Genomic DNA, 26625 nt, shown 5'->3' with positions numbered 1-26625 from the left:
CGCCTTTTTTTATGGCTGCTATTCCGAGCTTTTCACTCAGACTCTTGTTTTGATTCTCAATATCATTTAATAATAAATATCATTACCGAATGAGTGTGGATCATGAGTTCTGTCCTGCACGAGGATCCCTACCTGGAAAGCTGGCGCTGGATGAGTCGTCAGATTCGCTGCGGCCTCGATCCTGATGAGCCTCGCCTGATCGAACATTATCTGAATGAAGGTCGATACCTGGCGTGTTGCACGGCGACCCACCCCTGGACCATCGCCGAAACCTCATTCCGCCTGCTGATCGACACCGCAAGTGATATCGCCTTGCCCTGGCACTGGCGCTCCATGTGCCTCGATCAGGCCTGGCGCCCCCTGCACGACCTGGAAAAACTATCCCACTGTGCCTGCCGCCTCAAGCGCTGGCAGACCTTTGCCTGGCAACTGGCGACCTGTGAGTTGCAGCCTTCCATTTCCTTTTCTGACTTGGTGCAAGGATTTCCCGATGAGTAATACCCGTATCGAACGCGACAGCATGGGTGAACTACAAGTACCGGCCGAGGCCTTGTATGGCGCGCAAACACAGCGCGCAGTGAATAACTTTCCCATCAGTCACCAGCGCATGCCGGCGCCATTCATTCGCGCTCTGATCCTCGCCAAGGCTGCCGCCGCCAAGGCCAGCGTCGAGCTGAAACAACTGAGCGAAGCCCAAGGCAAGGCCATTGTCGATGCCGCCCAGGGTTTGCTGGAAGGCGACTTCATGCAGCACTTCCCGGTGGATATTTTCCAGACCGGTTCCGGCACCAGCTCCAACATGAACGCCAACGAAGTCATCGCGACCCTTGCCAGCCGTCTGCTGGGCGAGCCGGTCAATCCCAATGATCACGTCAACTGCGGGCAAAGCAGCAACGACATCATCCCGACCACGATTCACGTCAGCGCAGCCCTCGTACTGCATGAGCAAACGCTGCCGGCACTGCTGCACTTGGTGCAGGTAATCGAACGCAAGGCGGAGGAGGTTCATCCGTTTATCAAGACCGGTCGTACCCACCTGATGGACGCCATGCCCGTGCGCATGAGCCAGGTGCTCAATGGCTGGGCGCAGCAACTCAAGGCCAATATCGGCCACCTGCAGGACTTGCTGCCGAGCCTGCAAGCACTGGCCCAGGGGGGGACGGCGGTAGGCACTGGGATCAACGCGCATCCGGAGTTTGCGATGCGTTTCAGCCAGCAGCTCAGCCGTTTGACCCAGGTGACGTTCACGCCTGGCAAAAACCTGTTTGCCCTGATTGGTTCTCAGGACACCGCCGTCGCCGTGTCTGGGCAACTGAAAGCCACCGCCGTGTCCTTGATGAAGATCGCCAACGACCTGCGCTGGATGAACTCTGGCCCGCTGGCCGGCCTCGGTGAAATCGAGCTGGAAGGCTTGCAACCCGGTTCTTCGATCATGCCGGGCAAGGTCAATCCGGTGATTCCGGAGGCCACGGCGATGGTTGCGGCACAAGTGATCGGTAATGACACGGTGATCACGATTGCCGGCCAATCCGGCAACTTCGAACTGAACGTCATGCTGCCGATCATTGCCCAGAACTTGCTCAGCAGCCTGGAACTGCTGGCCAACTCCAGTCGCCTACTGGCGGACAAGGCAATCGCCAGCTTCAAGGTCAACGAAGCCAAGCTCAAGGAGGCGCTGTCGCGCAATCCGATTCTGGTCACCGCACTCAACCCGATCATTGGTTACCAAAAGGCCGCTGAAATTGCCAAGAAGGCCTATCAACAAGGCCGGCCGGTGATTGATGTCGCGCTTGAACACACTGACTTGTCTCGCAGCCAACTGGAAATCCTCCTGGATCCGGAAAAGCTCACGGCGGGCGGCGTGTAATCATCGACCCTGCTTTGGAGGCTCACCATGGAGCACTGGAAACGCACGATCGAAAGGGCTAATCGCTGCTTTATGCAAGGCGAGCTGGTGGACGCTCGCGAGCATTACTTGCAAGCCCTGGCCCTGGCCCAAGTGTTGTTTGAGCGCTGGGCGGATGCCGACGAAGCAGTGGCGGCTTGCGTCATTTCCCATCACAACCTCGCAGACTTGCACCTGCGCCTGAATCAGCCGGAAGAAAGCGCGGAATACCTCTGTGCCATTCACCAGCGCCTGTTGCAGGCCATGCAGGACGCCCGCTTGAACCCGCTACTTCGAGAAGCGGCGCTGCGTCAGAGCAGCAAAACCTACGTTGAACTGTTGAATTTTATCAGCGATCACGGCGAGTACCCACGTACCTATCGCTTGCTGGGCAGTCATGCGACGCAATCGGATGCGCCGCCCCGCAACAGTCCTCACTATGGAGCACATTGATATGACCCACACCTTGCCTGTCTTGCCCTACGCCTACGACGCCCTGGAACCGCATATCGATGCACAAACCATGGAGATTCACTACACCAAGCACCATCAGACCTACATCAATAACCTGAACGCGGCGGTCGAGGGCACCGAGTGGGCGGGTTGGCCGGTGGAGAAGCTGGTGTCCAGCGTCCAGCAATTGCCGGAGAAGCTGCGTGCCGCGGTGATCAATCAGGGCGGCGGCCATGCCAACCACTCGTTGTTCTGGGCGGTCATGTCGCCCAAGGGCGGAGGCAAGCCGGATGGCGTGTTGGGTAAGGCTATTGATGAACAGTTGGGCGGTTTCGACAGCTTCAAGGAAGCCTTCACCAAAGCCGCATTGGCTCGTTTTGGCAGCGGCTGGGCCTGGTTGAGCGTAACCCCGCAAAAAACCCTGGTGGTGCAAAGCAGTGGTAATCAGGACAGCCCGCTAATGAGCGGCAATACACCGATTCTCGGTCTGGACGTCTGGGAGCACGCTTATTACCTGCTGTACCAGAACCGCCGTCCGGAATACATCAATGCGTTCTACAGCGTCATCAACTGGCCAGAAGTCGCCGAGCGGTACCACGCTGCGCTCGCCTGACACCCGTTCTATAACAAGATCTAAGGCTGACTATGGGCACTGAAACACTGGCGATCGGCAGCGTGCGAATGTTTCGTTATGCGTTTGGCTCGCTGTTGCTGTTGGCAGGAACTGCATTGCTGGTGGCTCAAGGGCTGGCCTGGCTGGATCTGGAACCGCGTATATTGCGCGCCCTGCAAGGTGGGGCCATCTGTGCCCTGGGCACGGCTTTAGGGGCGGTGCCGGTGCTGGTAATTCGCCGGATGCCATTGGCGGTGAGTGATACTTTGCTCGGTTTTGGTGCCGGTGTGATGTTGGCGGCGACGGCGTTCTCGCTGATCGTGCCCGGTATCGCCGCAGCCGAAAGTCTTGGTTTATCGTCTTGGTCGGCCAGCGGGCTGATCAGTTTCGGCATCATGCTGGGGGCGTTCGGGCTGTTTCTGGTGGATCGCAAAGTCTCAGGTGTCAGTCCGCAAATGCTGGTGGGCACGCCGGAGCACCCGGTTATCCCGCCGCGCATCTGGTTGTTTGTGTTTGCCATCATTGCCCATAACATTCCCGAAGGCATGGCGGTCGGCGTGTCGGCGGGGGGCGGCATGCCTGACGCAGATAGCCTGGCCATGGGCATCGCGTTGCAGGATGTGCCGGAAGGGCTGGTGATTGCGTTGGTGTTGGCGGGTGCGGGGATGTCGCGGATCAAGGCATTTCTGATCGGTGCTGCGTCCGGATTGGTCGAGCCGGTGTTTGCCGTATTGTGTGCCTGGCTGGTGAGCCTGGCGCAGGTGCTGTTGCCCTTGGGGTTGGCGTTGGCGGCTGGTGCGATGTTGCTGGTAGTGACTCACGAAGTAATACCCGAGTCGCGGCGCAATGGCCATGACAAGCTGGCCAGCCTGGGGTTGTGTGTCGGGTTTTGTTTGATGATGGTGATGGATACGGCGCTGGGGTAGGGCGCTTCTATTGATCGTTCCCGCCGATGGGAACGATCACAGGGCAAGAGAGGGCTTATTCACCCTCGTCAAAGTAGTCATTGATCAGTTTTACCAGAGCGGCCATCGCTTCATCCTCTTGCTCGCCTTCAGTCTTCAAATGAATCCAGGTGCCTTTGCCCGCAGCCAGCATCATCATGGCCATGATGCTTTTGCCATCAACCATGGATTCCGGAGTGCGCCCGGCCCTGATCTGGCAAGGAAACTGCCCCGCAACGCCGACAAACTTGGCTGAGGCCCGGGCATGCAAACCCAGCTTGTTGATGATTTCAATTTCCAGAGCGGGCATCGCGGGGGTGTTCCTTTCAGCTAAGGTCGCGGTGGCGAACCTGGACATTCTTGAGGGTTTGCTGCAACACCTGGCCCAGGCGCTCCGTCAGGTAGACAGAACGGTGGTGCCCGCCGGTGCAGCCAATGGCAATGGTGACATAGGCTCGATTGCTGGCAGCAAAGCGCGGCAGCCATTTGAGCAGGTAGCTGGAGATGTCCTGGAACATCTCCTCGACATCCGGTTGTGCCGCCAGATAATCGGCCACCGGTTGATCCAGGCCGGATTGGTCGCGCAGCTCCGGCTTCCAGTACGGGTTGGGCAGGCAGCGCACATCAAACACCAGATCGGCGTCCACCGGCATGCCTCGCTTGAAGCCGAACGACTCCACCAGGAACGCTGTACCGGGCTCCGGCTGGTTCAACAGGCGCAGCTTGATGGCGTCGCGCAGTTGATACAGGTTCAGGTTCGTGGTGTTGATCTTCAGGTCGGCCAAATCAATGATTGGGCCCAGCAGCTTGGTCTCGTCCTCGATGGCTTCGGCCAGCGAGCGGTGCGGGCTGCTCAGCGGGTGGCGTCTCCGGGTTTCGGAGAAGCGCTTCAACAAGGTTTCTTCGTCGGCATCCAGGTACAGCACATCACAGTGAATGTGTTTGCTGCGCACTTCTTCGAGCAGTTCCGGGAAGCGTGTGAGGTGGCTGGGCAGGTTGCGGGCGTCGATGGACACGGCCACCAGCGGTTGCGCCAGCTCGGTGTGGATCAAGGCGCGCTCCGCAAGCTCAGGCAACAGGCCGGCGGGCAGGTTATCAATGCAATAGAAGCCGTTGTCCTCAAGAACATTGAGGGCAGTACTTTTACCTGAGCCGGAGCGGCCGCTGACGATGATCAAACGCATGATTACTGCCCGTTCTGTTCATCCAGGACGACCTGATACAACGCCTCATTGCTGTTGGCGTTGCGCAGTTTGTCACGCACTTCTTTGCGGTCGAGCATGCTGGCGATCTGCCGGAGCAGTTCCAGGTGCGCATCGGTGGCAGCTTGCGGGACCAGCAGGACGAAGAGCAGGTCCACGGGGGCGCCGTCGATGGCGTCGAAATCGATAGGGGCGTCCAGGTGCAGCAGGGCACTGACTGGCGACTCACAGCCTTGCAAGCGGCAATGAGGAATGGCGATGCCGTTGCCAAAGCCGGTTGAACCGAGCTTTTCACGGGCAATCAGGGCCTCGTACACAGCTTGCGTATCCAGCTCGGGCACTTCGCGGCCGATCAGGTTGGCAATTTGTTCGAGGGCGCGCTTTTTACTGCCGCCCGGCACGTTCACGAGGGAACGGCCGGGGGTCAGGATGGTTTCAAGTCGGATCATGGGGGGAGAGTTAGCGACCTGTACCTTGCATCAGGTGCAGGTTCTTTTCCTTATGCTTTTTAAGTTGGCGGTCAAGCTTGTCAGTCAAGGCATCGATCGATGCATACATGTCTTCATGCTCGGCATTGGCGACCACTTCGCCACCGGGTATCTGAAGGGTAGCTTCGATTTTCTGCTGAAGCTTATCGACCTTCATGATGACCTGCACATTGGTGATCTTGTCGAAATGACCCTCAAGTCGCTTCAGCTTCTGCTCGACGTATTCGCGCAATGGAGGGGTGACTTCTACATGGTGTCCACTGATGTTGACTTGCATACAGCTTCTCCTTCGTTGCCAGTGCATAAAGCGGTGGGTAGGAATACCCACCACTGGAACGCTATGGCCCGCCCGTCACATCAAACGCTTACGCTCGCTGGAAGGCGCGATCCCCAGGGACTCGCGGTACTTGGCGACGGTTCGACGGGCGACCTGAATGCCTTGTGCCTCCAGTAAACCAGCGATCTTGCTGTCACTCAACGGCTTTTTCTGATTTTCCGCGGCAACCAGTTTTTTGATGATCGCGCGGATTGCCGTGGACGAGCATTCGCCGCCTTCGGAGGTGCTGACGTGACTGGAGAAAAAGTATTTCAGTTCATAAATACCCCGCGGGGTATGCATGAATTTTTGCGTGGTAACCCGGGAAATCGTCGATTCGTGCATACCCACCGCTTCGGCGATATCGTGCAGCACCAGCGGTTTCATCGCTTCATCGCCGTACTCCAGAAAGCCGCGCTGATGCTCGACGATCTGGGTAGCCACTTTCATCAGGGTTTCGTTACGGCTCTGCAGGCTTTTGATGAACCAGCGTGCTTCCTGCAACTGGTTGCGCATGAAGGTGTTGTCGGCACTGGTGTCGGCGCGACGGACGAAACCGGCATATTGTGGATTGACCCGCAGGCGTGGCACCGATTCTTGGTTCAGCTCTACCAGCCAGCGTTCGTTGTCCTTGCGCACGATCACGTCGGGAACGACATATTCGGCTTCACTGGACTCGATTTGCGAGCCGGGGCGCGGGTTGAGGCTCTGAATCAGTTCGATGATCTGGCGCAGGTCATCTTCCTTGAGCTTCATCCGGCGCATCAGTTGGCTGTAGTCGCGGCTGCCCAGCAGGTCGATGAAGTCGGTGACCAGGCGTTGGGCTTCGGCCAGCCACGGCGTCTTGGCCGGCAGTTGCCGCAGTTGCAGTTGTAAGCACTCACTGAGGTTGCGGGCACCGATCCCGGCAGGTTCAAACTGCTGGATGCGGTGCAGGACGGCTTCGATTTCGTCCAGTTCGATGTCCAGTTCCGGGTCGAAGGCTTCGAGGATCTCTTCCAGTGTCTCGTCCAGGTAGCCCTGGTTATTGATGCAGTCGATCAGGGTCACGGCGATCAGCCGATCGGTGTCGGACATCGGCGCCAGGTTCAGTTGCCACAGCAGATGACTTTGCAGGCTTTCGCCGGCGGAGGTGCGGGTGGTGAAGTCCCACTCGTCATCGTCGTTGCTGGGCAGGCTGCTGGCGCTGGTCTGGTACACGTCTTCCCAGGCGGTGTCGACCGGCAGCTCATTGGGAATGCGTTCGTTCCATTCACCTTCCTCGAGGTTGTCTACCGTCGGGGCGGTTTCCTGGTAGGAGGGTTCCTGGATATCGGTATTGGGTTTTTGCTCGACATTATCGGCCAGCGGGTCGGCATTATCGAAGTCTTCGCCTTCTTCCTGGCGTTCGAGCATCGGATTGGACTCCAGGGCCTCCTGGATTTCCTGTTGCAGGTCCAGGGTCGACAATTGGAGCAGGCGGATGGCCTGTTGCAGCTGAGGTGTCATCGTCAGCTGCTGGCCCATTCTCAGGACTAGCGATGGTTTCATGGCAGGGGCTTAACACCTTATTCGCCGGCGCAGTGCGCCATCCACGACAGGGCGCGTGAGCGCCAAACATAAGCAAATTATATGCCTGATATCGGGGGCTTTGCCTAGAGCGCGGTAACAATAAAAATATTGAGGTTTTTATTGTTGCTCACGCTCCTCGGCGAAGGGCCAGACACCATGCTGCTTGCAGGATGCTGCTTACAGACGGAACTCGTGGCCCAGGTAAACTTCCTTGACCAGTTCGTTGGCCAGGATGGTGGCGGAATCGCCTTCGGCAATCAGTTGCCCATCGTTGACGATATAGGCTGTTTCGCAGATATCGAGGGTTTCTCGGACGTTGTGGTCGGTGATCAATACACCGATACCCTTGGCCTTGAGATGATGGATGATCTGCTTGATATCGCCGACCGAGATCGGGTCGACACCGGCGAAGGGTTCGTCCAGCAGGATGAATTTCGGTGCAGTGGCCAGGGCGCGAGCGATTTCCACGCGACGACGCTCGCCGCCGGAGAGGCTCATGCCGAGGTTGTCGCGAATGTGGTTGATGTGGAATTCCTGCAGCAGGCTTTCCAGCTCTTTCTTGCGCCCGGCGCGGTCGAGTTCCTTGCGGGTCTCGAGGATCGCCATGATGTTGTCGGATACCGACAGTTTGCGGAAGATCGATGCTTCCTGAGGAAGATAGCCGATACCCGCCCGTGCACGACCGTGCATGGGCTGGTGGCTGACGTCCAGGTCGTCGATCAGTACTCGACCCTGGTCGGCCTGTACCAGGCCAACGATCATGTAGAAGCAGGTGGTCTTGCCGGCACCGTTGGGGCCGAGCAAGCCGACGATCTGGCCGCTGTCGATCGACAAGCTGACGTCGCGCACGACCTGACGGCTTTTATAGGCCTTGGCCAGATGCTGGGCTTTCAGGGTTGCCATTACTCGGCCTTCTTCTTCGGCTGGATAACCATGTCGATACGTGGACGCTGCTGTGTGACCTTGCTGCCGTTGGCGCGACCTGCCTGGGCGATCTGCTTGACGGTGTCGTAGACGATTTTCTCGCCTTCGGTGGTGTTGCCGTCGTTGATGACCTTGGCCTTGTCGATCAGCACGATGCGGTTTTGCTGGGCATGGTACTGGATGGTCACGGCGTAGCCTTTGACCGGCGTCGGGTCGGTCTGCTTTTGCAACTGCTCGAAGTAGGCAAGATTGCCCACCGACGTTACCACGTCGATTTCGCCCGCAGCGTTGCGAGTGAGCGTCACGGTATTGCCTTTAACGATCATCGAACCCTGGGTGATGATCACGTCACCGGTGTAGGTCGCGACACCTTTCTTGTCATCCAGTTGCGCATCGTCAGCCGAGATGTGGATCGGTTGCTGGCTATCGTTCGGCAGAGCCCAGGCGCTCACGCTTCCCAGTGCTGCGCCCAGACCGAGCAAAATAGGGAGGGTTTTAACGAGCCTCATACTGTCCTCTTACGTTCGATAGCAGGTGTATCCTGCTTTCTTTCAAATACGCTTTCATTCCCTTGCCAGTCGATACACCGCCAGCGCCGTCGATTCTAACGTCTTGCTCGGTCTGCGCATATTGCTTCTGTGGGAATACGGTCATGCGACTGCTGGTAATGAGGGTGGCGCGATTCTGTGCATCGGTACGCGCGACGCGAACCGAGTCGATCAGTTCGACCTCGGTGCCGTCGGGATTGACCTCGCCACGTTCGCTGGTGACATGCCAGGGGAACTCTGCACCGCGATACAGTTGCATGTCCGGTTTGGTCAGCATCGTGATCTGCGAGGCCTTCATGTGATCGACCTTTTCCGAGGTCATCTCATACTGAACCTTGCCATCGGGCAGGAACTGGATGCTGTAGGCATTAGTGGCGTAATAGTCGATAGCGCTCTGGTCGACCTGCGCAACAGGCTGGTCGAGGAAGCGCTCCGGGCTGATATTCCAGTAGCCAACCGCCGCGAACAACGCGGCGATGACGGCGAATAACAGGAAATTGCGAATCTTTTTACTCAGCATACAAAGCTCTATAGGTAGGCGGCGTGGGCCGCTTCAAGGCTGCCCTGGGCGCGCAGGATCAACTCGCAGAACTCACGGGCGGCGCCTTCGCCCCCGCGGGCGGTCGTGATGCCGTGGGCGTGCTCGCGGACAAAGGCTGCGGCATTGGCCACCGCCATGCCCAGGCCGACCCGGCGAATCACCGGCAAGTCAGGCAAGTCGTCACCCAGGTAGGCAACCTGCTCATAGCTTAGGTTGAGTTGGCCAAGAAGCTCATCCAGGACGACCAGTTTATCCTCGCGGCCCTGATAGAGGTGAGGAATCCCCAGATTTTGTGCGCGACGTTCCACAACGGGGGTCTTGCGACCGCTGATAATGGCGGTTTGTACACCCGCAGCCATCAGCATCTTGATGCCCTGGCCGTCGAGGGTGTTGAACGTCTTGAATTCGCTGCCGTCTTCGAGGAAGTACAGGCGGCCATCGGTCAGCACGCCGTCAACGTCGAAAATCGCCAACTTGATGTTCTTGCCACGTTGCAACAGGTCGGTGGTCATTTACATCACTCCCGCACGCAGCAAGTCGTGCATGTTCAGGGCGCCAATCGGGTGATCGTCGGCATCAACCACCACCAGGGAAAGGATTTTGTTGTCTTCCATGATCTTCAGGGCTTCGGCTGCGAGCATTTCAGGGCGCGCGGTCTTGCCATGAGGCGTCATGACATCGTCGATGGTTGCGGTGTGGATATCGATGCTGCGGTCCAGGGTGCGGCGCAGGTCACCGTCGGTGAAGACCCCGGCCAGACGCCCATCAGCCTCCAGGATAGCGGTCATGCCCAAGCGTTTACGGGTCATTTCCATCAATGCATCCCGCAGAAGGGTGCCGCGCTGGACCTGCGGCATTTCTTCGTCCGAGTGCATCACGTTTTCCACTTTCAACAGTAACCGACGGCCCAATGCGCCCCCAGGATGGGAAAACGCGAAATCCTCGGCAGTAAAGCCGCGGGCCTCCAGCAGGGCCACCGCCAGCGCATCACCCATCACCAGGGCGGCGGTGGTAGAGGAGGTCGGGGCCAGGTTCAGTGGGCAGGCTTCATGGGCCACATGCACATTCAAATTCACTTCGGCGGCCTTCGCCAGCGTCGAATCCGGGTTGCCGGTGAGGCTGATCAGCTTGATGCCCAGGCGCTTGATCAGGGGCAGCAGGGTGACGATTTCGTTGGTGGTGCCGGAGTTGGACAGCGCCAGAATGATGTCATCCCGGGTGATCATGCCCATGTCGCCGTGACTGGCCTCGGCCGGATGCACGAAAAACGCGGTGGTCCCCGTGCTCGCCAAGGTGGCGGCAATTTTGTTGCCGACGTGGCCGGATTTGCCCATGCCAACCACGACAACGCGGCCTTTGCTGGCCAGAATCATCTCGCATGCGCGTACGAAATCTGCGTCGATATGGGCCAGCAAGCCTTCTACGGCTTCAAGCTCGAGGCGGATGGTGCGTTGTGCGGATTGAATAAGGTCGCTGGATTGGCTCATGTCTGAAATCGTATAGCCTGACGAAAAGTCGGCGATTATAGCGGTAATGATCAATTCCCTCACGCAAGTTCGTCAGCCTTTAGTTCGGGCCGCGTTGCGGGAACCCTCTCAAATACAATTTTTTACCTGTCCTGATTCTGAACAAGCTCTGTTCCGGCCTTGGGCGCGCTGTATCGACAGTGATATAGTTCGCCGCCAGTTCGGTCCGCGCAGCCTTTGTGTTTATTTGTCGTAAGCATTTAATCAAAACAAGGTGTCTGAGCGAGAGGCTGCATCCCAAGGAGTTTAGATGAGTGCCGATAACGCCTACGCGGTCGAGCTGAAGGGCCTTTCCTTCAAGCGCGGTACGCGCAGCATCTTCAATAATGTGGATATTCGCATTCCCCGCGGCAAGGTCACGGGCATCATGGGGCCTTCCGGTTGCGGCAAGACCACATTGCTGCGCCTGATGGGCATGCAATTGCGCCCAAGTGCCGGCGAAGTCTGGGTCAATGGGCTGAACCTGCCGACGCTGTCGCGCAGCGATCTGTTCGATGCCCGCAAGCACATGGGCGTGCTGTTCCAGAGCGGCGCGCTGTTCACTGACCTGGATGTGTTCGAGAACGTGGCGTTTCCGCTGCGGGTGCACACTCAACTGTCCGACGAAATGATTCGTGACATTGTGTTGCTGAAACTGCAGGCCGTAGGGCTGCGCGGTGCCATCGACCTGATGCCCGACGAATTGTCCGGCGGCATGAAGCGCCGAGTGGCCCTTGCTCGCGCCATTGCCCTGGACCCGCAGATTCTCATGTATGACGAACCTTTCGTCGGCCAGGACCCGATTGCCATGGGTGTGCTGGTGCGCTTGATCCGCCTGCTCAATGATGCCCTGGGTATTACCAGTATCGTGGTCTCTCACGACTTGGCCGAAACCGCGAGCATTGCCGACTACCTCTATGTGGTGGGTGATGGCCAGGTATTGGGGCAGGGTACGCCTGAAGAGCTGATGAACGCTGATAACCCGCGGATTCGTCAATTCATGACCGGCGATCCCGATGGCCCGGTGCCTTTTCATTTTCCGGCAGCGGACTACCGCTCAGATCTTCTGGGGAAGCGCTGATGCGCAAGACATCTTTAATCGAGAAGGTTCGCCTTTTCGGCCGTTCGGGCATCGACATTGTCGAAGTGCTCGGCCGTTCGACGATTTTCCTGTTTCATGCCTTGCTCGGCCGCGGCGGTATCGGTGGCGGTTTTGGCCTGCTGCTCAAGCAACTGCACTCGGTGGGCGTGATGTCCCTGGTGATCATTGTGGTCTCCGGGATGTTCATCGGCATGGTGCTGGCGTTGCAGGGTTTCAATATCCTCTCCAGCTACGGTTCCGAGCAGGCGGTAGGGCAGATGGTCGCCCTGACGTTGTTGCGTGAACTGGGGCCGGTGGTCACTGCGTTGCTGTTTGCCGGGCGTGCCGGCTCGGCGCTGACGGCGGAAATCGGCAACATGAAGTCCACCGAACAGCTGTCCAGCCTGGAAATGATCGGCGTGGACCCGCTCAAATACATTGTTGCCCCGCGCCTGTGGGCCGGTTTCATCTCTCTGCCACTGCTGGCGATGATTTTCAGCGTGGTCGGGATTTGGGGCGGTTCGTGGGTGGCGGTGGACTGGCTGGGGGTCTATGACGGCTCCTACTGGGCCAACATGCAAAACAGTGTGACCTTCACCGGTGACGTGCTCAACGGCATCATCAAGAGCATTGTCTTTGCCTTTGTAGTGACCTGGATTGCCGTATTCCAAGGCTATGACTGCGAGCCCACCTCAGAAGGGATCAGTCGCGCCACCACCAAGACCGTTGTGTACGCCTCGTTGGCAGTACTGGGCCTTGACTTCATTTTGACCGCCTTGATGTTTGGAGATTTCTGATGCAAAACCGCACTGTGGAAATCGGTGTCGGCCTTTTCTTGCTGGCTGGCATCCTGGCTTTACTGTTGCTCGCCCTGCGAGTCAGCGGCCTCTCGGCCAGCCCTACGGCCGATACGTATAAACTTTACGCCTACTTCGACAATATCGCCGGTTTGACTGTCAGAGCTAAAGTGACCATGGCGGGTGTAACCATCGGCAAGGTCACGGCTATCGATCTGGATCGCGACAGCTTCACTGGCCGGGTGACAATGCAAGTGGACAAGAAGGTGGATAATCTGCCGACCGACTCCACGGCGTCTATTCTCACGGCGGGTTTGCTGGGTGAAAAGTACATTGGTATCAGTGTGGGCGGGGAAACAGCCCTGCTCAAGGATGGTTCGACCATTCATGACACTCAGTCGTCGCTGGTGCTGGAGGACCTGATCGGAAAGTTCCTGCTCAATACCGTTAACAAAGACGCCAAATGAGGAATGTGTTCATGATCTCTACCTTGCGACGTAGCCTGCTGGTACTGCTTGCAGCGTTGCCGATGATGGCAAATGCGGTCGCTGCAGGTTCTGCGCATGACCTGGTGCAGGACACGACCAACAGGATGTTGGCCGATTTGCAGGCCAACAAGGAAAAGTACAAGCAGGACCCGAGCGACTTTTATGAAGCGCTGAATACTATTGTCGGTCCGGTGGTGGATGCCGAAGGCATCTCCAAAAGCATCATGACCGTCAAGTACTCGCGCAAGGCGACACCTGAGCAAATGACCCGCTTTCAGGAAAACTTCAAGCGCGGCCTGTTTCAGTTCTATGGCAATGCACTGCTTGAGTACAACAACCAGGGCATTACCGTTGATGCGCCAAAGGATGAGTCGGGTGACCGTACCAGTGTCAGCATGACCGTCAAGGGTAGCAGCGGCGCGGTGTATCCCGTGGCTTACACCCTGGAAAAGATTAACGGCGAGTGGAAACTGCGTAACGTGATCATCAACGGCATCAATATTGGCAAGCTGTTCCGTGATCAGTTTGCGGATGCAATGCAGCGCAATGGCAATGACCTGGACAAAACCATCAATGGTTGGGCCGGTGAAGTCGCCAAGGCCAAGGAAGAAACCGACAAAGCTGCCGGGAAGCCTGCCCAATGACCGAGTCGGCCATTCGCCTTGGCGAGTCCGGTGAGCTGTTGCTCAGCGGCGTGCTGGATTACAGCACCGGGCCAGCCCTGCGCAAGCAGGGCCAGGCGCTGATCAATGCCAGCACCTCTCCTGCGCTGGTGCTGGATTGCTCGGCGGTGGTGAAATCCAGCAGCGTCGGTTTGTCATTGTTGCTGTGTTTTATGCGCGATGCTGAGGCAGTCAAAAAGCCGGTCAGCATTCGGGCATTGCCCGAAGACATGCGTGAAATAGCCCAGGTTTCCGGTCTGACCGAGCTGTTGGCGCACCCTTAATACACATTATTAAAGAAGCCCCCCGTCAGAGTCCTGCTATGCGGGGTTCGCAGGCGCGGGGCTTTTTTGTATGATGTGCGACCCGCGCGCACTGGGCGCCGATAGAGGTTGAGCATGCAGGCCCTAGAAGTGAAGAGCTTCCTTGAAGGAAAGCTGCCAGATACGAAGGTCGAAGTTGAAGGCGAAGGCTGCAACTTCCAGCTGAACGTGATTAGCGATGAACTGGCGGCACTGAGCCCGGTCAAGCGTCAGCAGCAGATCTATGCCCATTTGAACCCATGGATCACCGATGGCAGCATCCATGCGGTCACTATGAAATTTTTCAGCCGCGCGGCCTGGGCCGAGCGCACCTGAGCCCCCAAGGCGTCGAGATTCTTATGGATAAATTGATTATTACTGGCGGTGCTCGTCTTGATGGCGAGATCCGCATTTCCGGGGCGAAGAACTCCGCCCTGCCGATCCTGGCAGCTACCCTGCTGTGCGATGGCCCGGTGACTGTAGCCAACCTGCCGCACCTGCACGACATCACCACCATGATCGAACTGTTCGGTCGCATGGGCATCGAGCCGGTGATCGACGAGAAACTCAGCGTCGAAATTGACCCGCGCACCATCAAGACCCTGATCGCCCCGTACGAACTGGTGAAAACCATGCGTGCCTCGATCCTGGTGCTGGGCCCAATGGTTGCCCGTTTCGGCGAAGCCGAAGTTGCATTGCCTGGCGGTTGCGCCATCGGCTCGCGTCCGGTGGACCTGCACATCCGTGGCCTCGAAGCCATGGGCGCAACCATCGACGTCGAAGGTGGCTACATCAAGGCCAAGGCGCCGGAAGGCGGCCTGCGTGGTGCCAATTTCTTCTTTGATACCGTCAGCGTGACCGGTACCGAGAACATCATGATGGCGGCTGCACTGGCCAACGGCCGCAGCGTCCTGCAAAACGCCGCGCGTGAACCGGAAGTCGTCGACCTGGCGAACTTCCTGATCGCCATGGGTGCCAACATCACCGGCGCGGGTACCGACACCATCACCATCGAAGGTGTGAAGCGTCTGCACTCGGCCACCTACAAAGTGATGCCGGACCGCATCGAGACCGGTACCTACCTGGTCGCCGCTGCCGTGACCGGCGGTCGCGTCAAGGTCAAGGACACTGATCCGACCATCCTTGAAGCTGTCCTGGAAAAACTCAAGGAAGCCGGTGCTGAAATCACTACCGGTGAAGACTGGATCGAGCTGAATATGCACGGCAAGCGGCCAAAAGCCGTGAACGTACGCACCGCTCCGTACCCGGCGTTCCCGACCGACATGCAAGCGCAGTTCATTTCCCTGAACGCAATTGCTGAAGGCACCGGTGCGGTCATCGAGACCATCTTCGAAAACCGCTTCATGCACGTGTATGAACTGCATCGCATGGGCGCCAAGATCCAGGTCGAAGGCAACACCGCCATCGTCACCGGTATCGACAAGCTCAAGGGCGCGCCAGTGATGGCTACCGACCTGCGCGCTTCCGCCAGCCTGGTGATCTCGGCACTGTGCGCCGACGGCGATACCCTGATCGATCGCATCTACCACATTGACCGTGGCTACGAGTGCATCGAAGAGAAACTGCAGATGCTCGGCGCGAAAATTCGCCGCGTACCGGGCTAGTCCCGGGGACTACAAATTCGGTCATTGTGGCGAGCGGGCTTGCCCGCGTTGGGGCGCGAAGCGGCCCTGCTCTTTGTTTAAAAAGACTGGGACTGCTGCGCAGTCCAACGCGGGCAAGCCCGCTCGCCACATGACTGTGTTTGCTGTTAACTGAGCGGTATTGGATTTGTTTCAAATCGAGGCTGTAATGGCCTTGATCTGTGTCCGGCGCCGATTGCGACCGGGCAGCAATAGCCTGATGAAGGACTGACGTTTCCCATGTTGACCATCGCACTGTCCAAGGGCCGCATCCTTGACGACACCTTGCCGCTTCTGGCTGAAGCGGGCATCGTGCCGACCGAGAATCCGGACAAGAGCCGCAAGCTGATCATCCCCACGACCCAGGACGACGTTCGCCTGCTGATCGTGCGTGCCACCGACGTGCCGACCTATGTTGAGCATGGCGCGGCAGACCTCGGCGTCGCTGGTAAGGACGTGCTGATGGAATACGGTGGCCAGGGCCTGTACGAGCCGCTGGATCTGCGCATTGCCCTGTGCAAGCTGATGACCGCCGGCCGTGTCGGCGATGTCGAGCCCAAGGGCCGCCTGCGAGTGGCAACCAAGTTCGTCAACGTTGCCAAGCGCTACTACGCCGAGCAGGGCCGTCAGGTCGACATCATTAAGCTTTACGGCTCGATGGAGCTGGCACCGCTGATCGGTCTGGCTGACAAGATCATCGACGTGGTCGACACCGGCAACACCCTGCGCGCCAATGGCCTGGAACCCCAAGACTTCATTGCCGATATCAGCTCCCGGCTGATCGTCAACAAAGCTTCAATGAAAATGCAGCACGCTCGTATCCAGGCGTTGATCGACACCCTGCGCAAGGCAGTGGAGTCTCGACACCGCGGTTGACTCACCCGCGCGGCCTTAGGTCGCGCCCGTCTATCCGCCTCATAGCCAGAATTCTCAGGTGCCCAAGCGGATCGACTGCTAACTTTTCGGCGCCTGAGCATTTTTGCCAATCCTATGAGGCCCTCGCTATGACCACGTCCACTGCAATCGCCCGACTCAACGCTGCCGATCCTGATTTCGCCCATCATCTGGATCATCTGCTGAGCTGGGAAAGTGTGTCTGACGATTCGGTCAACCAGCGGGTGCTCGACATCATCAAGGGCGTACGCGAGCGCGGTGACGCGGCGCTGGTGGACTTCACCCGGCAGTTCGATGGCCTGGACGTTGCCTCCATGGCTGACCTGATCCTGCCCCGCGAACGCCTGGAGCTGGCGCTGACCCGTATCACCGCTCCCCAGCGCGAAGCGTTGGAAGTCGCGGCGGCACGAGTGCGCAGCTACCACGAGAAGCAAAAGCAGGACTCCTGGAGCTACACCGAGGCCGACGGCACCGTGCTGGGCCAGAAGGTTACCCCGCTGGACCGTGCCGGCTTGTACGTACCGGGCGGTAAAGCGTCCTACCCATCCTCGGTGCTGATGAATGCGATTCCAGCCAAAGTCGCCGGCGTGACCGAAGTGGTCATGGTGGTGCCTACCCCGCGCGGCGAAATCAACGAACTGGTACTGGCCGCCGCCTGCATCGCTGGTGTCGACCGGGTGTTCACCATCGGTGGTGCCCAGGCCGTAGCGGCACTGGCCTACGGCACCGAAAGTGTGCCGAAAGTCGACAAAGTGGTCGGTCCCGGCAACATCTATGTCGCCACCGCCAAGCGCCATGTATTTGGTCAGGTTGGCATCGACATGATTGCCGGCCCTTCGGAAATCCTCGTGGTGTGCGATGGCCAGACCGATCCTGACTGGATCGCCATGGACCTGTTCTCCCAGGCTGAACACGACGAGGACGCCCAGGCGATTCTGGTCAGTCCCGACGCTGAATTCCTTGATAAGGTCGCCGCCAGCATCGCCAAGTTGATGCCGACCATGGAGCGCGCCGAGATCATCGAGAAATCGATCAATGGCCGTGGTGCGCTGATTCAGGTCCGTGACATGGAGCAGGCCATCGAAGTGGCCAACCGCATTGCGCCGGAGCACCTGGAGCTGTCCGTGGCCGATCCACAAGCCTGGCTGCCGCTGATTCGTCACGCCGGTGCAATCTTCATGGGGCGTCACACCAGCGAAGCCTTGGGCGACTACTGCGCCGGTCCCAATCACGTGTTGCCGACCTCGGGTACTGCGCGATTTTCGTCGCCGCTTGGGGTTTACGACTTCCAGAAGCGCTCGTCGATCATCTTCTGCTCGCCTCAGGGCGCGTCAGAGCTGGGCAAGACAGCTTCAGTGCTGGCGCGCGGCGAGTCGCTGACTGCCCACGCCCGTAGCGCGGAATACCGCATTCTTGACGACAAGCAGGGGAACTGAGACATGAGTAAATTCTGGAGCCCGTTCGTCAAGAACCTGGTGCCCTACGTGCCTGGCGAACAACCGAAGCTGGCCAAGCTGGTCAAGCTCAACACCAACGAAAACCCTTATGGCCCATCGCCCAAGGCGCTGGCAGCCATGCAAGGCGAATTGAACGACAACCTGCGTTTGTACCCGGATCCCAATGGCGATCTGCTCAAGCAGGCTGTGGCGCAGTATTACGGCGTGCAAACGGCGCAGGTATTCCTCGGTAATGGGTCTGACGAAGTGCTGGCCCATATCTTCCACGGGTTGTTCCAGCACGATCAACCGCTGCTGTTCCCGGACATCAGCTACAGCTTTTACCCGGTGTACTGCGGCCTCTACGGCATCGCGTTCGACGCGGTACCGCTGGATGAGCACTTTCAGATTCGTGCGTCGGACTACGCCAAGCCCAACGGCGGGATTATATTCCCCAACCCGAACGCACCGACCGGTTGCGTGATGGCGCTCGCCGCAGTGGAGCAGATCCTCCAGGCCAGCCCAGACTCAGTGGTGGTAGTCGATGAAGCCTACATCGACTTCGGCGGCGAAACTGCCATCAGCCTGGTGGACCGCTACCCGAACCTGCTGGTGACTCAGACCCTGTCCAAGTCGCGCTCCCTGGCAGGGCTGCGGGTGGGCCTGGCGGTAGGGCATCCGGACCTGATTGAAGCGCTGGAGCGGATCAAGAACAGCTTCAACTCCTACCCGCTGGATCGCCTGGCGATTGTCGGCGCGGCGGCCGCATTCGAGGACCGTGAGTACTTCGAGAAGACCTGCCAGTTAGTGATCGACAGCCGGGAAAAGGTTGTGGGGCAGTTGCAGGCAAAAGGCTTTGAGGTACTACCTTCGGCGGCGAACTTCATCTTTGCCCGTCACCCGCGGCATGATGCGGCGGCGCTGGCAGCGAAGGTGCGGGAACAAGGGGTGATCGTGCGGCACTTCAAGCAGGAGCGGATTGCCCAGTTCCTGCGCATCAGCATCGGTACGCCTGAGCAGAATCAGGCGTTGATCGACGCGTTGGGCGAGCTTTAACCGGCGCTGAAACCAAATGTGGGAGCGGCGGTGCGACGATTCGACTTTGCTCGCACCGCCGCTCCCACACTGGATCTGTGGTGCCCGTTACAGCAACGGCTCATCCGGCTTCTTGTGCTTCCAGCCATCATTGCCCGGCAATAGCAGATTCAAGGCAATCGCTACCACTGCACACAGGGCGATGCCCTTCAGGCCGAAGTCGTCCGGACCCGTCCCGGTGCCGACCAGCACACCACCAATCCCGAACACCAGGGTCACCGAAACAATCACCAGATTGCGTGCTTCCCCCAAGTCGATCTTGTGACGGATCAGCGTGTTCATCCCCACTGCGGCAATCGAGCCGAACAGCAGGCACAGAATCCCGCCCATCACCGGCACCGGAATGCTTTGCAGCAACGCGCCGAACTTGCCGATAAACGCCAGGGTGATGGCAAACACTGCTGCCCAGGTCATGATCTTCGGGTTGTAGTTCTTGGTCAGCATCACTGCGCCAGTCACTTCGGCGTAGGTGGTGTTGGGTGGGCCGCCGAACATGCCGGCAGCCGTGGTGGCGATACCGTCACCCAGCAACGTGCGATGCAGGCCGGGTTTTTTCAGGTAGTCGCGACCGGTCACGCTGCCGACGGCAATCACGCCACCGATATGTTCGATCGCCGGCGCCAGGGCCACCGGGACGATAAACAGAATCGCCTGCCAGTTGAACTCCGGTGCAGTGAAGTGGGGAAGGGCGAACCACGGTGCGGCGGCAATCTTGGCCGTATCGACCACGCCGAAGTAGAACGCCATGGCAAAACCTACCAGCACGCCCGAGATGATCGGCACCAGGCGGAAAATGCCTTTGCCGAACACCGCCACGATCAGTGTGGTCAACAGTGCCGGCATCGAGATCAGCATGGCCGTCTGGTAGTGAATCAGTTCGGAGCCATCACCGGCTTTGCCCATGGCCATGTTGGCGGCAATCGGCGCCATGGCCAGGCCAATGGAGATAATGACCGGACCGATGACCACCGGCGGCAGCAACCGGTCAATGAAACCGGTGCCCTTGACCTTAACCGCAAGGCCCAGGAAGGTGTAAACGAAACCGGCCGCCATCACGCCGCCCATGGTCGCCGCGAGGCCGAATTGGCCCTTGGCGAGAATGATCGGGGTGATAAAGGCAAAGCTGGAGGCCAGGAATACCGGCACCTGACGCCCGGTGACTATCTGGAACAACAGCGTGCCCAGACCTGCGGTAAACAGTGCGACGTTCGGATCCAGACCTGTGATCAGTGGCATCAACACCAACGCGCCAAATGCCACGAAGAGCATCTGTGCGCCAGACAGGATCTGGCGCCAAAGCGGGTCGTTGAATTCATCCTGCATGGTCACGCGTCCTTCTGCTTGGTGCCGAAGATCTTGTCACCGGCATCGCCCAGGCCTGGGATGATGTAGCCGTGTTCGTTAAGGCGCTCATCAATGGAGGCGGTGTAGATCACCACGTCCGGATGCGCTTTATCGACGGCGGCGATACCTTCGGGCGCGGCTACCAGCACCATGGCGCGGATGTCCTTGCAGCCGGCTTTTTTCAGCAGGTCGATGGTGGCGACCATGGAACTGCCGGTGGCGAGCATCGGGTCGATGATCATGGCCAGGCGTTCGTCGATTTCCGGGACCAGTTTTTCCAGGTAAGTGTGGGCCTGCAGGGTTTCTTCATTGCGGGCTACGCCCACGGCGCTGACCTTGGCGCCCGGGATCAGGCTCAGTACGCCTTCGAGCATGCCGATACCGGCACGCAGGATCGGCACCACGGTAATTTTCTTGCCGGCGATCTTCTCGACCTGGACAGGACCGGCCCAGCCAGGGATCTCATAGGACTCCAGGGGCAAGTCTTTTGTGGCTTCATAAGTCAGCAACGCTCCGACTTCCTGAGCAAGCTCGCGGAAGTTCTTCGTGCTAATGTCGGCGCGGCGCATAAGGCCGAGCTTGTGTCGGATCAGCGGATGGCGGATCTCACGGGTAGGCATAGGGAAAGGCTCCGGCGGCGGGCAAAAAAACCGGCCTAGATTAATCTATCCGACGGTGTTGTCCTATAGACATCTAGTACGTTAGTCCATTAAGGCTTGATCGTTGCGTCCCAGAAGCGTACCTTCGCCCGCTTTTCTTGCCATAAGCACCCTTGGAGAGCGCCATGTCCGCTGATCTCGAGCATATCCGTCAAATCATGCGAGAGGCTGACTGCCTGTACACCGAATCGCAAGTCGAAGAGGCAATCGCCAAGGTCGGCGCTCACATCACTCGCGAAATGGCCGACACCAACCCGGTGGTCTTTTGTGTGATGAATGGTGGTCTGATTTTCGCCGGAAAACTGCTGACTCATCTGCAATTCCCTTTGGAGGCGTCCTATCTGCACGCCACCCGTTATCGCAATGAAACCAGCGGCGGCGACCTGTTCTGGAAGGCCAAGCCGGAAGTATCGTTCATCGACCGCGACGTGTTGATCATCGACGACATCCTCGACGAAGGTCATACCTTGGGCGCGATCATCGACTTCTGCAAACACGCGGGCGCCCGTAAAGTGCACACCGCCGTGCTGATCGACAAGGAGCACGACCGCAAGGCCCGTCCAGATCTGAAAGCCGACTACGTTGGCCTGCCGTGCATTGACCGCTACATCTTTGGTTATGGCATGGACTACAAGGGTTACTGGCGCAACGCCAACGGCATTTATGCCGTCAAGGGGATGTAATCAATGGCCAGCTTTCTTGATCAGTCGCTGTTTGCCGAGTTGGCTGAGAAAGCGGCCAACAGCCCACGTGGCCGGCATCACCATAACTTCCATCAGATGGAAGAGCCTTGTCATCGCATGGCGGTGGGCCTGCAACCCTCGACTTATGTGCCTCCGCATCGTCACCTGAGTGCCGACAAGGCGGAAACCTTGTTGGTGCTCAAGGGCTGCCTGGGTCTGTTGATTTTCAGTGAGACCGGTGAAGTATTGGCCAAGCGCGTGATGCAGGCGGGTGGTGAATGCCAGGGTGTTGATTTGCCTCCGGGCGTATTTCACGGCCTGGTGGTGCTGGAACCCGATACCTTGATGTTCGAATGCAAGGCGGGGCCTTATCGGCCAGTCAGCGAGGGCGAGCTGGCGAGTTGGGCGCCTCGAGAAGGTGATGCCGAAGTGGCTGAGTATCAGCGCTGGATGCTTGCCCAGTTCGATTGAGCTAGAGTGCTGGACCATCGTCAATGGCCCTGTCTGGGCGGATTTGCACACCGGGGCGGTGCGTTCGAGGTAGCAGCGGAGTTAAACTGCCCGCCCCGTGTAAATGTCTGCAGGCTGGAGTCGGTAATGCGTAAAGATAAGAAACAGGTGATTGGTGATGAGATCGGCGACGAGCAGATCAAGCTGTTCCTGGATTTCGAGCCGGTAGACGCCACTTCACCGTCCCTGCACAAACTGATCAAGGCTTATCGTGGTCTGCGTATCGACGACTTCGAGCGCTTTGTGGGTTTCTTCAAGGAAGCCGGCCTGGACCTTGATGGCAAGGATGAGCATGGCCTGACGTTCGTTGAAGTCATCAAGGATCAGCGCAACGCCGCCGAGTACATCGAGCTGATCGAAAAAGCTCGCGGCTGATTTGCCCTGACAAAAAAACGCCCCGTTCTCCAAAAGAGAGCGGGGCGTTTTTGCGTTTACCGTAGGAGCGAGCTTGGTCGCGAAGAGCCTGAGAGCGCCGCGTTAAACCAAGCGCGCTGCGTCATCGTTAACGTTTTTCGCGAGCAAGCTCGCTCCTGCATCAACCAGTTCCAGGCTGATGTTGTTCTGCGTGTTGATCTTGCGATACAGCGCCGCATCGGTCTCCAGGATCTTTTCCCGTGCCGGGAAGATTTCCTGCAGTTTGGTGGCCCACTCGCCAGCAGCTTTGGCCGGGAAGCAACGTTCGATCAGTTCCAGCATGATCGAGACGGTCACCGAAGCACCTGGGGAGGCGCCCAGTAGTGCCGCCAGAGAACCATCCTTGGCGGCAACCAGTTCGGTACCGAATTGCAGCACGCCGCCTTTCTTCGGGTCTTTCTTGATGATTTGCACCCGTTGGCCGGCCACTTCCAGGCGCCAGTCTTCGGCTTTCGCCTCGGGGTAGAAGCGACGCAGGGACTCCAGGCGTTGCTCCATGGACTGCATGACTTCGCTGACCAGGTACTTGGTCAGGTCCATGTTGTCGCGGGCCACGGCCAGCATCGGACCAATGTTGCCGGCGCGAACCGACATCGGCAGGTCGAGGAACGAGCCATGTTTGAGGAACTTGGTGGTGAAGCCGGCGTATGGCCCGAACAGCAGGGACTTGTTGCCGTCGACGACGCGAGTGTCGAGGTGCGGCACGGACATCGGTGGCGAACCCACGGCAGCCTGGCTGTAGACCTTGGCCTGGTGGTGCTTGACCACTTCCGGGTTATCGCAACGCAGCCACTGGCCGCTGACCGGGAAGCCGCCGAAGCCTTTGCTTTCTTCGATGCCCGAGGCTTGCAACAGCGGCAGGGCCGCGCCACCGGCACCCAGGAACACGAACTTGGCGTCGACATCACGGGAATTGCCGCTGTTGACGTCCTTGATGCTCACGGTCCAGCCGGCGCCGTTGCGCTTGAGGCCGGTGACGCGCTTGCTGTACTTGACCTGGGCATCCGCCGAACTGGTCAGGTGCGACAGCAACTGATTGGTCAGGGCGCCAAAGTTGACGTCGGTACCGTTCATCACACGGGTGGCAGCGTTTTTTTCGTCCAGCGGGCGGCCGGGCATCATCAACGGCATCCACTCGGCCATCTCGCTACGGTCTTCGGTGTAGTGCATGTCCGAGAAGGCGTGGTGCTGGCTGAGGGCTTCAAAGCGCTTCTTGAGGAATGACACGCCTTTTTCGCCCTGCACGAAGCTCAGGTGCGGTACCGGACTGATAAAGGATTTGGACGAGCCAAAGGTGCCTTTCTTGGTCAGGTAAGCCCAGAACTGCTTCGACACCTCGAACTGGGTGTTGATGTGCACGGCTTTCTTGATGTCGATGGAACCATCGGCAGCCTCAGGCGTGTAGTTCAGCTCACACAGCCCGGCGTGGCCGGTACCGGCATTGTTCCACGGGTTGGAACTTTCCGCGGCACCCGAATCCATCAGCTCAACGACTTCCAGCTTGAGGCCGGGGTCGAGCTCTTTGAGCAGTACGGCGAGGGTGGCACTCATGATGCCCGCACCTACCAGTACTACGTCGACTGCTTCGTTATGCGCCATTAACGCGTCTCCAAAATCTGCAGCACCAAATTGACGGCATGGCTGCCAGGAGTGACGGGGCGGTTCACGTGATGCCCCAGGTTACCCATGGCCAGGATCGCCATGTCCGATTCTTCGCAATTTTTTTGCAACTTCAGCGGACGCTGCCGACCGGGCCTGATCTGCGTATGAACGCATTTAAGGGCTCCTGTGGCAATTCGACTTATGGTCAAGTACGTCCGATCGTGCAACCAAATCCGTAGCGGACAGGCTTCAAACTCCAGTTCTTGAGGAGTACTCGGTCCTGTGTGGTTGGGCAGTGCCAGACGCTGATGGTGCTTGTACAAACGCAAAACTATTCATTTGCTCGCCACACTCTTGTGAAGTTGTGAAAACCCGTTTTTTCACGCTCTTTTGAAGACGTGAACCTCAAAAAAGGGCTGCCCCAGCCTGGCACCTGGCCCGAAACCACTGCCGACACGCGGCATAACGGGCAAACAACTCAAGTGGCCGAGCGCAATGGCAGCTCTGGCAGATTCGGTGAAGGCGGTGGTTTTGCAGACAAAACAGCAAGCTCGCCAGCTTCACTCGATCTGTGTGGGCGGCTCTCTGTGGGCGGTGCGGGGGAGCTAATACCAAGGCATTAGCGATGCTGCGAGGCCCGATCAGGAGACGTCCTTATAATCGGGGGGAGATTGTAGCGAAGAAATGCGCGCAAATGGTCCTGTTTAATGACTTTTATTAAGCATCTGGTCAGGAGGCCAACGCTTGCCGGGTATGTGGGTGCAAAACCCGTGGGCTGATCCGTGCGCTGGCGGGCAATGGACGGTGCATCCAGCTCAATCGAATCTCCTCGACTTCCACCCATCCGTCGCCGACGGGCGGCAGATTGCACTGTTTAAATGCCAGGCAGCAGCCTTGGGCATCAAGCAGCGCAAAGTACCGATGAGCGGAGTGGGACATGAACAATGATTTGAGAAGGCGCATGGCTGTGTACCTGATCCGTTACATGCTCGAAGAATGTCAGTCTGGCATGACACTGGAGTGACGATTCTATGCAAAATTGTAATTTCATCGTCAGTTCAGCCAATGTTCAGGATTTCTGGTGAGTGACGCCCACGCGCCGTTATACTGGCGCCCTGTTTGCATCTAGTCCTGGAGAAATGAGTATGTTGCAACGCCTGTTGTTCGGTTTGATCACTGTGACCAGTTTGACCCTGGTTGGCTGCGCCCACAGCCCGCAACAACTCAGCCCGCAACCGAAAATCACCACTGCGCTGGCAGCCGTCGGCCATGGCCAGCCGGTGTCGGTACGTGTGGTTGATGGTCGTCCGTCGCCGACCCTCGGCACCCGCGGTGGCCTGTACCCGGAAACCAGCGCCATCACCGTGACAGGCGCCGACATACTGCCCAAGTTGCAAGCTCAGGCCGAAGCGGCTGTGCGCCTGCTGGGGTTCACCCCGACCAGTAACTCCCCGGGTGCCCCGCAGTTGACCGTGACCCTGGCCGAATTGAAGTATCAGTCACCCAAGGAAGGCTTGTACGTGACTGAGGCCACCATTGGTGCGACCTTCAAGTCCGATGTGTCTGCTGGCACCCGTCGCTACAGCGGCCGCTACGCTGCGTCCCTGGACCAGCGCTTCGGCATGGCGCCGAACCAGGAAACCAATACCAAGCTGGTCGGCGATGTCCTGAGTGACGCCCTGACTCGCCTGTTCAAGGACCCGAGCGTCAGCCAGCTCCTCAGCTCGCAGTAAACGCTGATAAAAAAACCGGGCTCAGTGATGAGCCCGGTTTTTTTGTGCCTGCAGTCTTCATGCGGCCGATTCGACATAAAAGTCCAGCACGCTCACTCCGGTCAGTAAATCCAGCTCCGGAAGGTCGGCGTGCAAGTGCCCACCGAGGGCGCAGTACACCAGCCAATGCCGATCCTGGACATTGAACGCCAAGCCACCGACGAGTGCCTCTTGTTCGTCGCTTTGGGTTATCAGATACAGGCGGTCCTGGTTTTGTGCGTGCAGCATGACAAGCTCCTGGGCTTTGGAAGGGCAACAGAGTGGCTTGTTAAG

34 protein-coding genes are annotated in these 26625 nt (G+C 58.5%); 19 read left to right on the top strand and 15 right to left on the bottom strand.

Annotated elements, in window-relative coordinates:
* The first annotated feature begins 102 nt into the window (after window positions 1-102).
* Genes J7E41_RS03045 through J7E41_RS03025 form a run of 5 tightly spaced genes read left to right on the top strand, consistent with a single transcriptional unit; the run spans window position 103 to window position 3877 of the window.
* Complete coding sequence (locus J7E41_RS03045; RefSeq protein ID WP_214990035.1) at window positions 103-498, top strand: FagA protein; 396 nt, start codon at window positions 103-105, stop codon at window positions 496-498.
* Entirely contained in the window at window positions 491-1867 is a 1377-nt protein-coding gene (locus J7E41_RS03040) for a class II fumarate hydratase (RefSeq protein ID WP_214990033.1), read from the top strand. The genes J7E41_RS03045 and J7E41_RS03040 overlap by 8 nt, the downstream gene beginning before the upstream one ends.
* Before the next feature lie 27 nt (window positions 1868-1894).
* Window positions 1895-2338 carry a DUF2753 domain-containing protein gene (locus tag J7E41_RS03035; protein ID WP_214990031.1) on the top strand — a complete coding sequence of 148 codons (444 nt, stop codon included), beginning with the start codon at window positions 1895-1897 and terminating at the stop codon, window positions 2336-2338.
* Between the two features lies 1 nt (window position 2339).
* Window positions 2340-2951 (top strand): superoxide dismutase, encoded by a 612-nt coding sequence (locus J7E41_RS03030; RefSeq protein ID WP_214990029.1) that lies wholly within the window; start codon window positions 2340-2342, stop codon window positions 2949-2951.
* Window positions 2952-2983: 32 nt separating this feature from the next.
* A complete protein-coding gene (locus tag J7E41_RS03025) occupies window positions 2984-3877 on the top strand; it encodes a ZIP family metal transporter (protein WP_214990027.1) in 894 nt (297 codons plus the stop codon).
* A 55-nt stretch (window positions 3878-3932) separates the two neighbouring features.
* Here the strand turns inward: J7E41_RS03025 and J7E41_RS03020 are convergent, their stop codons facing one another.
* The 10 genes from J7E41_RS03020 to J7E41_RS02975 all read right to left on the bottom strand — a co-directional run bounded on the left by J7E41_RS03020 (window position 3933) and on the right by J7E41_RS02975 (window position 10952).
* Window positions 3933-4205, bottom strand: a complete 273-nt coding sequence (locus J7E41_RS03020; protein ID WP_214990025.1) for an HPr family phosphocarrier protein — start codon at window positions 4203-4205, stop codon at window positions 3933-3935.
* Between the two features lie 16 nt (window positions 4206-4221).
* Window positions 4222-5079 carry an RNase adapter RapZ gene (gene rapZ, locus J7E41_RS03015; protein WP_214990023.1) on the bottom strand — a complete coding sequence of 286 codons (858 nt, stop codon included), beginning with the start codon at window positions 5077-5079 and terminating at the stop codon, window positions 4222-4224.
* A 2-nt stretch (window positions 5080-5081) separates the two neighbouring features.
* A complete protein-coding gene (gene ptsN / locus J7E41_RS03010) occupies window positions 5082-5546 on the bottom strand; it encodes a PTS IIA-like nitrogen regulatory protein PtsN (RefSeq protein WP_214990021.1) in 465 nt (154 codons plus the stop codon).
* Window positions 5547-5556: 10 nt separating this feature from the next.
* Entirely contained in the window at window positions 5557-5862 is a 306-nt protein-coding gene (gene hpf / locus J7E41_RS03005; protein ID WP_078740744.1) for a ribosome hibernation-promoting factor, HPF/YfiA family, read from the bottom strand.
* 75 nt (window positions 5863-5937) lie between these two features.
* The gene (locus J7E41_RS03000) at window positions 5938-7431 is read right to left on the bottom strand and encodes an RNA polymerase factor sigma-54 (RefSeq protein ID WP_214990019.1); all 1494 of its coding nucleotides are present in this window, start codon (window positions 7429-7431) and stop codon (window positions 5938-5940) included.
* 198 nt (window positions 7432-7629) lie between these two features.
* Entirely contained in the window at window positions 7630-8355 is a 726-nt protein-coding gene (gene lptB / locus J7E41_RS02995; protein ID WP_154744722.1) for an LPS export ABC transporter ATP-binding protein, read from the bottom strand.
* On the bottom strand, window positions 8355-8885 hold the full coding sequence (gene lptA / locus J7E41_RS02990) for a lipopolysaccharide transport periplasmic protein LptA (RefSeq protein ID WP_214990018.1): 531 nt from the start codon (window positions 8883-8885) through the stop codon (window positions 8355-8357). Before lptA ends, lptB begins: the two co-directional genes overlap by 1 nt.
* Window positions 8872-9444, bottom strand: a complete 573-nt coding sequence (gene lptC / locus J7E41_RS02985) for an LPS export ABC transporter periplasmic protein LptC (RefSeq protein WP_214990016.1) — start codon at window positions 9442-9444, stop codon at window positions 8872-8874. Before lptC ends, lptA begins: the two co-directional genes overlap by 14 nt.
* Before the next feature lie 8 nt (window positions 9445-9452).
* Window positions 9453-9977, bottom strand: coding sequence for a KdsC family phosphatase (locus tag J7E41_RS02980; protein ID WP_214990014.1), 525 nt, complete (start codon window positions 9975-9977; stop codon window positions 9453-9455).
* The gene (locus tag J7E41_RS02975; protein ID WP_214990013.1) at window positions 9978-10952 is read right to left on the bottom strand and encodes a KpsF/GutQ family sugar-phosphate isomerase; all 975 of its coding nucleotides are present in this window, start codon (window positions 10950-10952) and stop codon (window positions 9978-9980) included. It lies immediately after the preceding gene.
* 289 nt (window positions 10953-11241) lie between these two features.
* Between J7E41_RS02975 and J7E41_RS02970 the strand changes: the two genes are divergently transcribed.
* From J7E41_RS02970 to hisC, 10 genes are all read left to right on the top strand, one after another.
* The gene (locus J7E41_RS02970; RefSeq protein ID WP_214990011.1) at window positions 11242-12051 is read left to right on the top strand and encodes an ATP-binding cassette domain-containing protein; all 810 of its coding nucleotides are present in this window, start codon (window positions 11242-11244) and stop codon (window positions 12049-12051) included.
* A complete protein-coding gene (gene mlaE / locus J7E41_RS02965) occupies window positions 12051-12848 on the top strand; it encodes a lipid asymmetry maintenance ABC transporter permease subunit MlaE (protein ID WP_169356332.1) in 798 nt (265 codons plus the stop codon). The genes J7E41_RS02970 and mlaE overlap by 1 nt, the downstream gene beginning before the upstream one ends.
* Entirely contained in the window at window positions 12848-13315 is a 468-nt protein-coding gene (gene mlaD, locus J7E41_RS02960; RefSeq protein WP_010170575.1) for an outer membrane lipid asymmetry maintenance protein MlaD, read from the top strand. Before mlaE ends, mlaD begins: the two co-directional genes overlap by 1 nt.
* 11 nt (window positions 13316-13326) lie before the next feature.
* Entirely contained in the window at window positions 13327-13980 is a 654-nt protein-coding gene (locus J7E41_RS02955; protein WP_214990009.1) for an MlaC/ttg2D family ABC transporter substrate-binding protein, read from the top strand.
* The gene (locus J7E41_RS02950; protein ID WP_214990007.1) at window positions 13977-14282 is read left to right on the top strand and encodes an STAS domain-containing protein; all 306 of its coding nucleotides are present in this window, start codon (window positions 13977-13979) and stop codon (window positions 14280-14282) included. The genes J7E41_RS02955 and J7E41_RS02950 overlap by 4 nt, the downstream gene beginning before the upstream one ends.
* A 114-nt stretch (window positions 14283-14396) precedes the next feature.
* Complete coding sequence (locus J7E41_RS02945; RefSeq protein WP_169356329.1) at window positions 14397-14636, top strand: BolA family protein; 240 nt, start codon at window positions 14397-14399, stop codon at window positions 14634-14636.
* Between the two features lie 23 nt (window positions 14637-14659).
* Window positions 14660-15925 carry a UDP-N-acetylglucosamine 1-carboxyvinyltransferase gene (gene murA / locus J7E41_RS02940; RefSeq protein ID WP_169356328.1) on the top strand — a complete coding sequence of 422 codons (1266 nt, stop codon included), beginning with the start codon at window positions 14660-14662 and terminating at the stop codon, window positions 15923-15925.
* Window positions 15926-16183: 258 nt separating this feature from the next.
* Window positions 16184-16819, top strand: coding sequence for an ATP phosphoribosyltransferase (hisG, locus tag J7E41_RS02935; protein ID WP_003188599.1), 636 nt, complete (start codon window positions 16184-16186; stop codon window positions 16817-16819).
* A gap of 128 nt (window positions 16820-16947) precedes the next feature.
* Window positions 16948-18273: a histidinol dehydrogenase gene (hisD, locus tag J7E41_RS02930; protein WP_214990005.1), complete on the top strand. Its 1326-nt coding sequence runs from the start codon at window positions 16948-16950 to the stop codon at window positions 18271-18273.
* 3 nt (window positions 18274-18276) lie between these two features.
* A complete protein-coding gene (gene hisC, locus J7E41_RS02925; RefSeq protein ID WP_214990003.1) occupies window positions 18277-19329 on the top strand; it encodes a histidinol-phosphate transaminase in 1053 nt (350 codons plus the stop codon).
* Between the two features lie 87 nt (window positions 19330-19416).
* Here the strand turns inward: hisC and J7E41_RS02920 are convergent, their stop codons facing one another.
* Together J7E41_RS02920 and upp are read right to left on the bottom strand one after the other, a co-directional pair.
* The gene (locus J7E41_RS02920; protein WP_214990002.1) at window positions 19417-20691 is read right to left on the bottom strand and encodes a uracil-xanthine permease family protein; all 1275 of its coding nucleotides are present in this window, start codon (window positions 20689-20691) and stop codon (window positions 19417-19419) included.
* 2 nt (window positions 20692-20693) lie between these two features.
* The gene (upp, locus tag J7E41_RS02915; RefSeq protein ID WP_214990000.1) at window positions 20694-21332 is read right to left on the bottom strand and encodes a uracil phosphoribosyltransferase; all 639 of its coding nucleotides are present in this window, start codon (window positions 21330-21332) and stop codon (window positions 20694-20696) included.
* A 164-nt stretch (window positions 21333-21496) separates the two neighbouring features.
* Here upp and J7E41_RS02910 point away from each other — a divergent pair, with 164 nt between their 5' ends.
* The 3 genes from J7E41_RS02910 (at window position 21497) to J7E41_RS02900 (ending at window position 22939) form a co-directional block, all read left to right on the top strand.
* Entirely contained in the window at window positions 21497-22054 is a 558-nt protein-coding gene (locus J7E41_RS02910; protein ID WP_214989998.1) for a hypoxanthine-guanine phosphoribosyltransferase, read from the top strand.
* A 3-nt stretch (window positions 22055-22057) separates the two neighbouring features.
* Complete coding sequence (locus tag J7E41_RS02905; RefSeq protein WP_214989996.1) at window positions 22058-22525, top strand: WbuC family cupin fold metalloprotein; 468 nt, start codon at window positions 22058-22060, stop codon at window positions 22523-22525.
* 126 nt (window positions 22526-22651) lie between these two features.
* The gene (locus tag J7E41_RS02900; RefSeq protein ID WP_214989994.1) at window positions 22652-22939 is read left to right on the top strand and encodes a PA4642 family protein; all 288 of its coding nucleotides are present in this window, start codon (window positions 22652-22654) and stop codon (window positions 22937-22939) included.
* Window positions 22940-23041: 102 nt separating this feature from the next.
* Here the strand turns inward: J7E41_RS02900 and mqo are convergent, their stop codons facing one another.
* Window positions 23042-24577 carry a malate dehydrogenase (quinone) gene (gene mqo, locus J7E41_RS02895; protein ID WP_214989993.1) on the bottom strand — a complete coding sequence of 512 codons (1536 nt, stop codon included), beginning with the start codon at window positions 24575-24577 and terminating at the stop codon, window positions 23042-23044.
* Between the two features lie 732 nt (window positions 24578-25309).
* The gene (locus tag J7E41_RS02890; RefSeq protein ID WP_214989991.1) at window positions 25310-25543 is read right to left on the bottom strand and encodes a hypothetical protein; all 234 of its coding nucleotides are present in this window, start codon (window positions 25541-25543) and stop codon (window positions 25310-25312) included.
* A 182-nt stretch (window positions 25544-25725) separates the two neighbouring features.
* On the opposite strand from J7E41_RS02890, the gene J7E41_RS02885 reads away from it, so the two are divergent.
* The gene (locus J7E41_RS02885) at window positions 25726-26313 is read left to right on the top strand and encodes a YajG family lipoprotein (protein ID WP_214989989.1); all 588 of its coding nucleotides are present in this window, start codon (window positions 25726-25728) and stop codon (window positions 26311-26313) included.
* 57 nt (window positions 26314-26370) lie between these two features.
* Here J7E41_RS02885 and J7E41_RS02880 read toward each other — a convergent pair whose 3' ends face one another.
* The gene (locus tag J7E41_RS02880) at window positions 26371-26580 is read right to left on the bottom strand and encodes a hypothetical protein (protein WP_169356316.1); all 210 of its coding nucleotides are present in this window, start codon (window positions 26578-26580) and stop codon (window positions 26371-26373) included.
* Window positions 26581-26625 lie beyond the last annotated feature (45 nt).

Origin of the sequence: Pseudomonas fluorescens (genome assembly GCF_018614655.1) — a bacterium.
GTDB classification, from domain to species: domain Bacteria; phylum Pseudomonadota; class Gammaproteobacteria; order Pseudomonadales; family Pseudomonadaceae; genus Aquipseudomonas; species Aquipseudomonas fluorescens_BX.
This window is presented reverse-complemented; position numbering and strand designations above follow the sequence as displayed.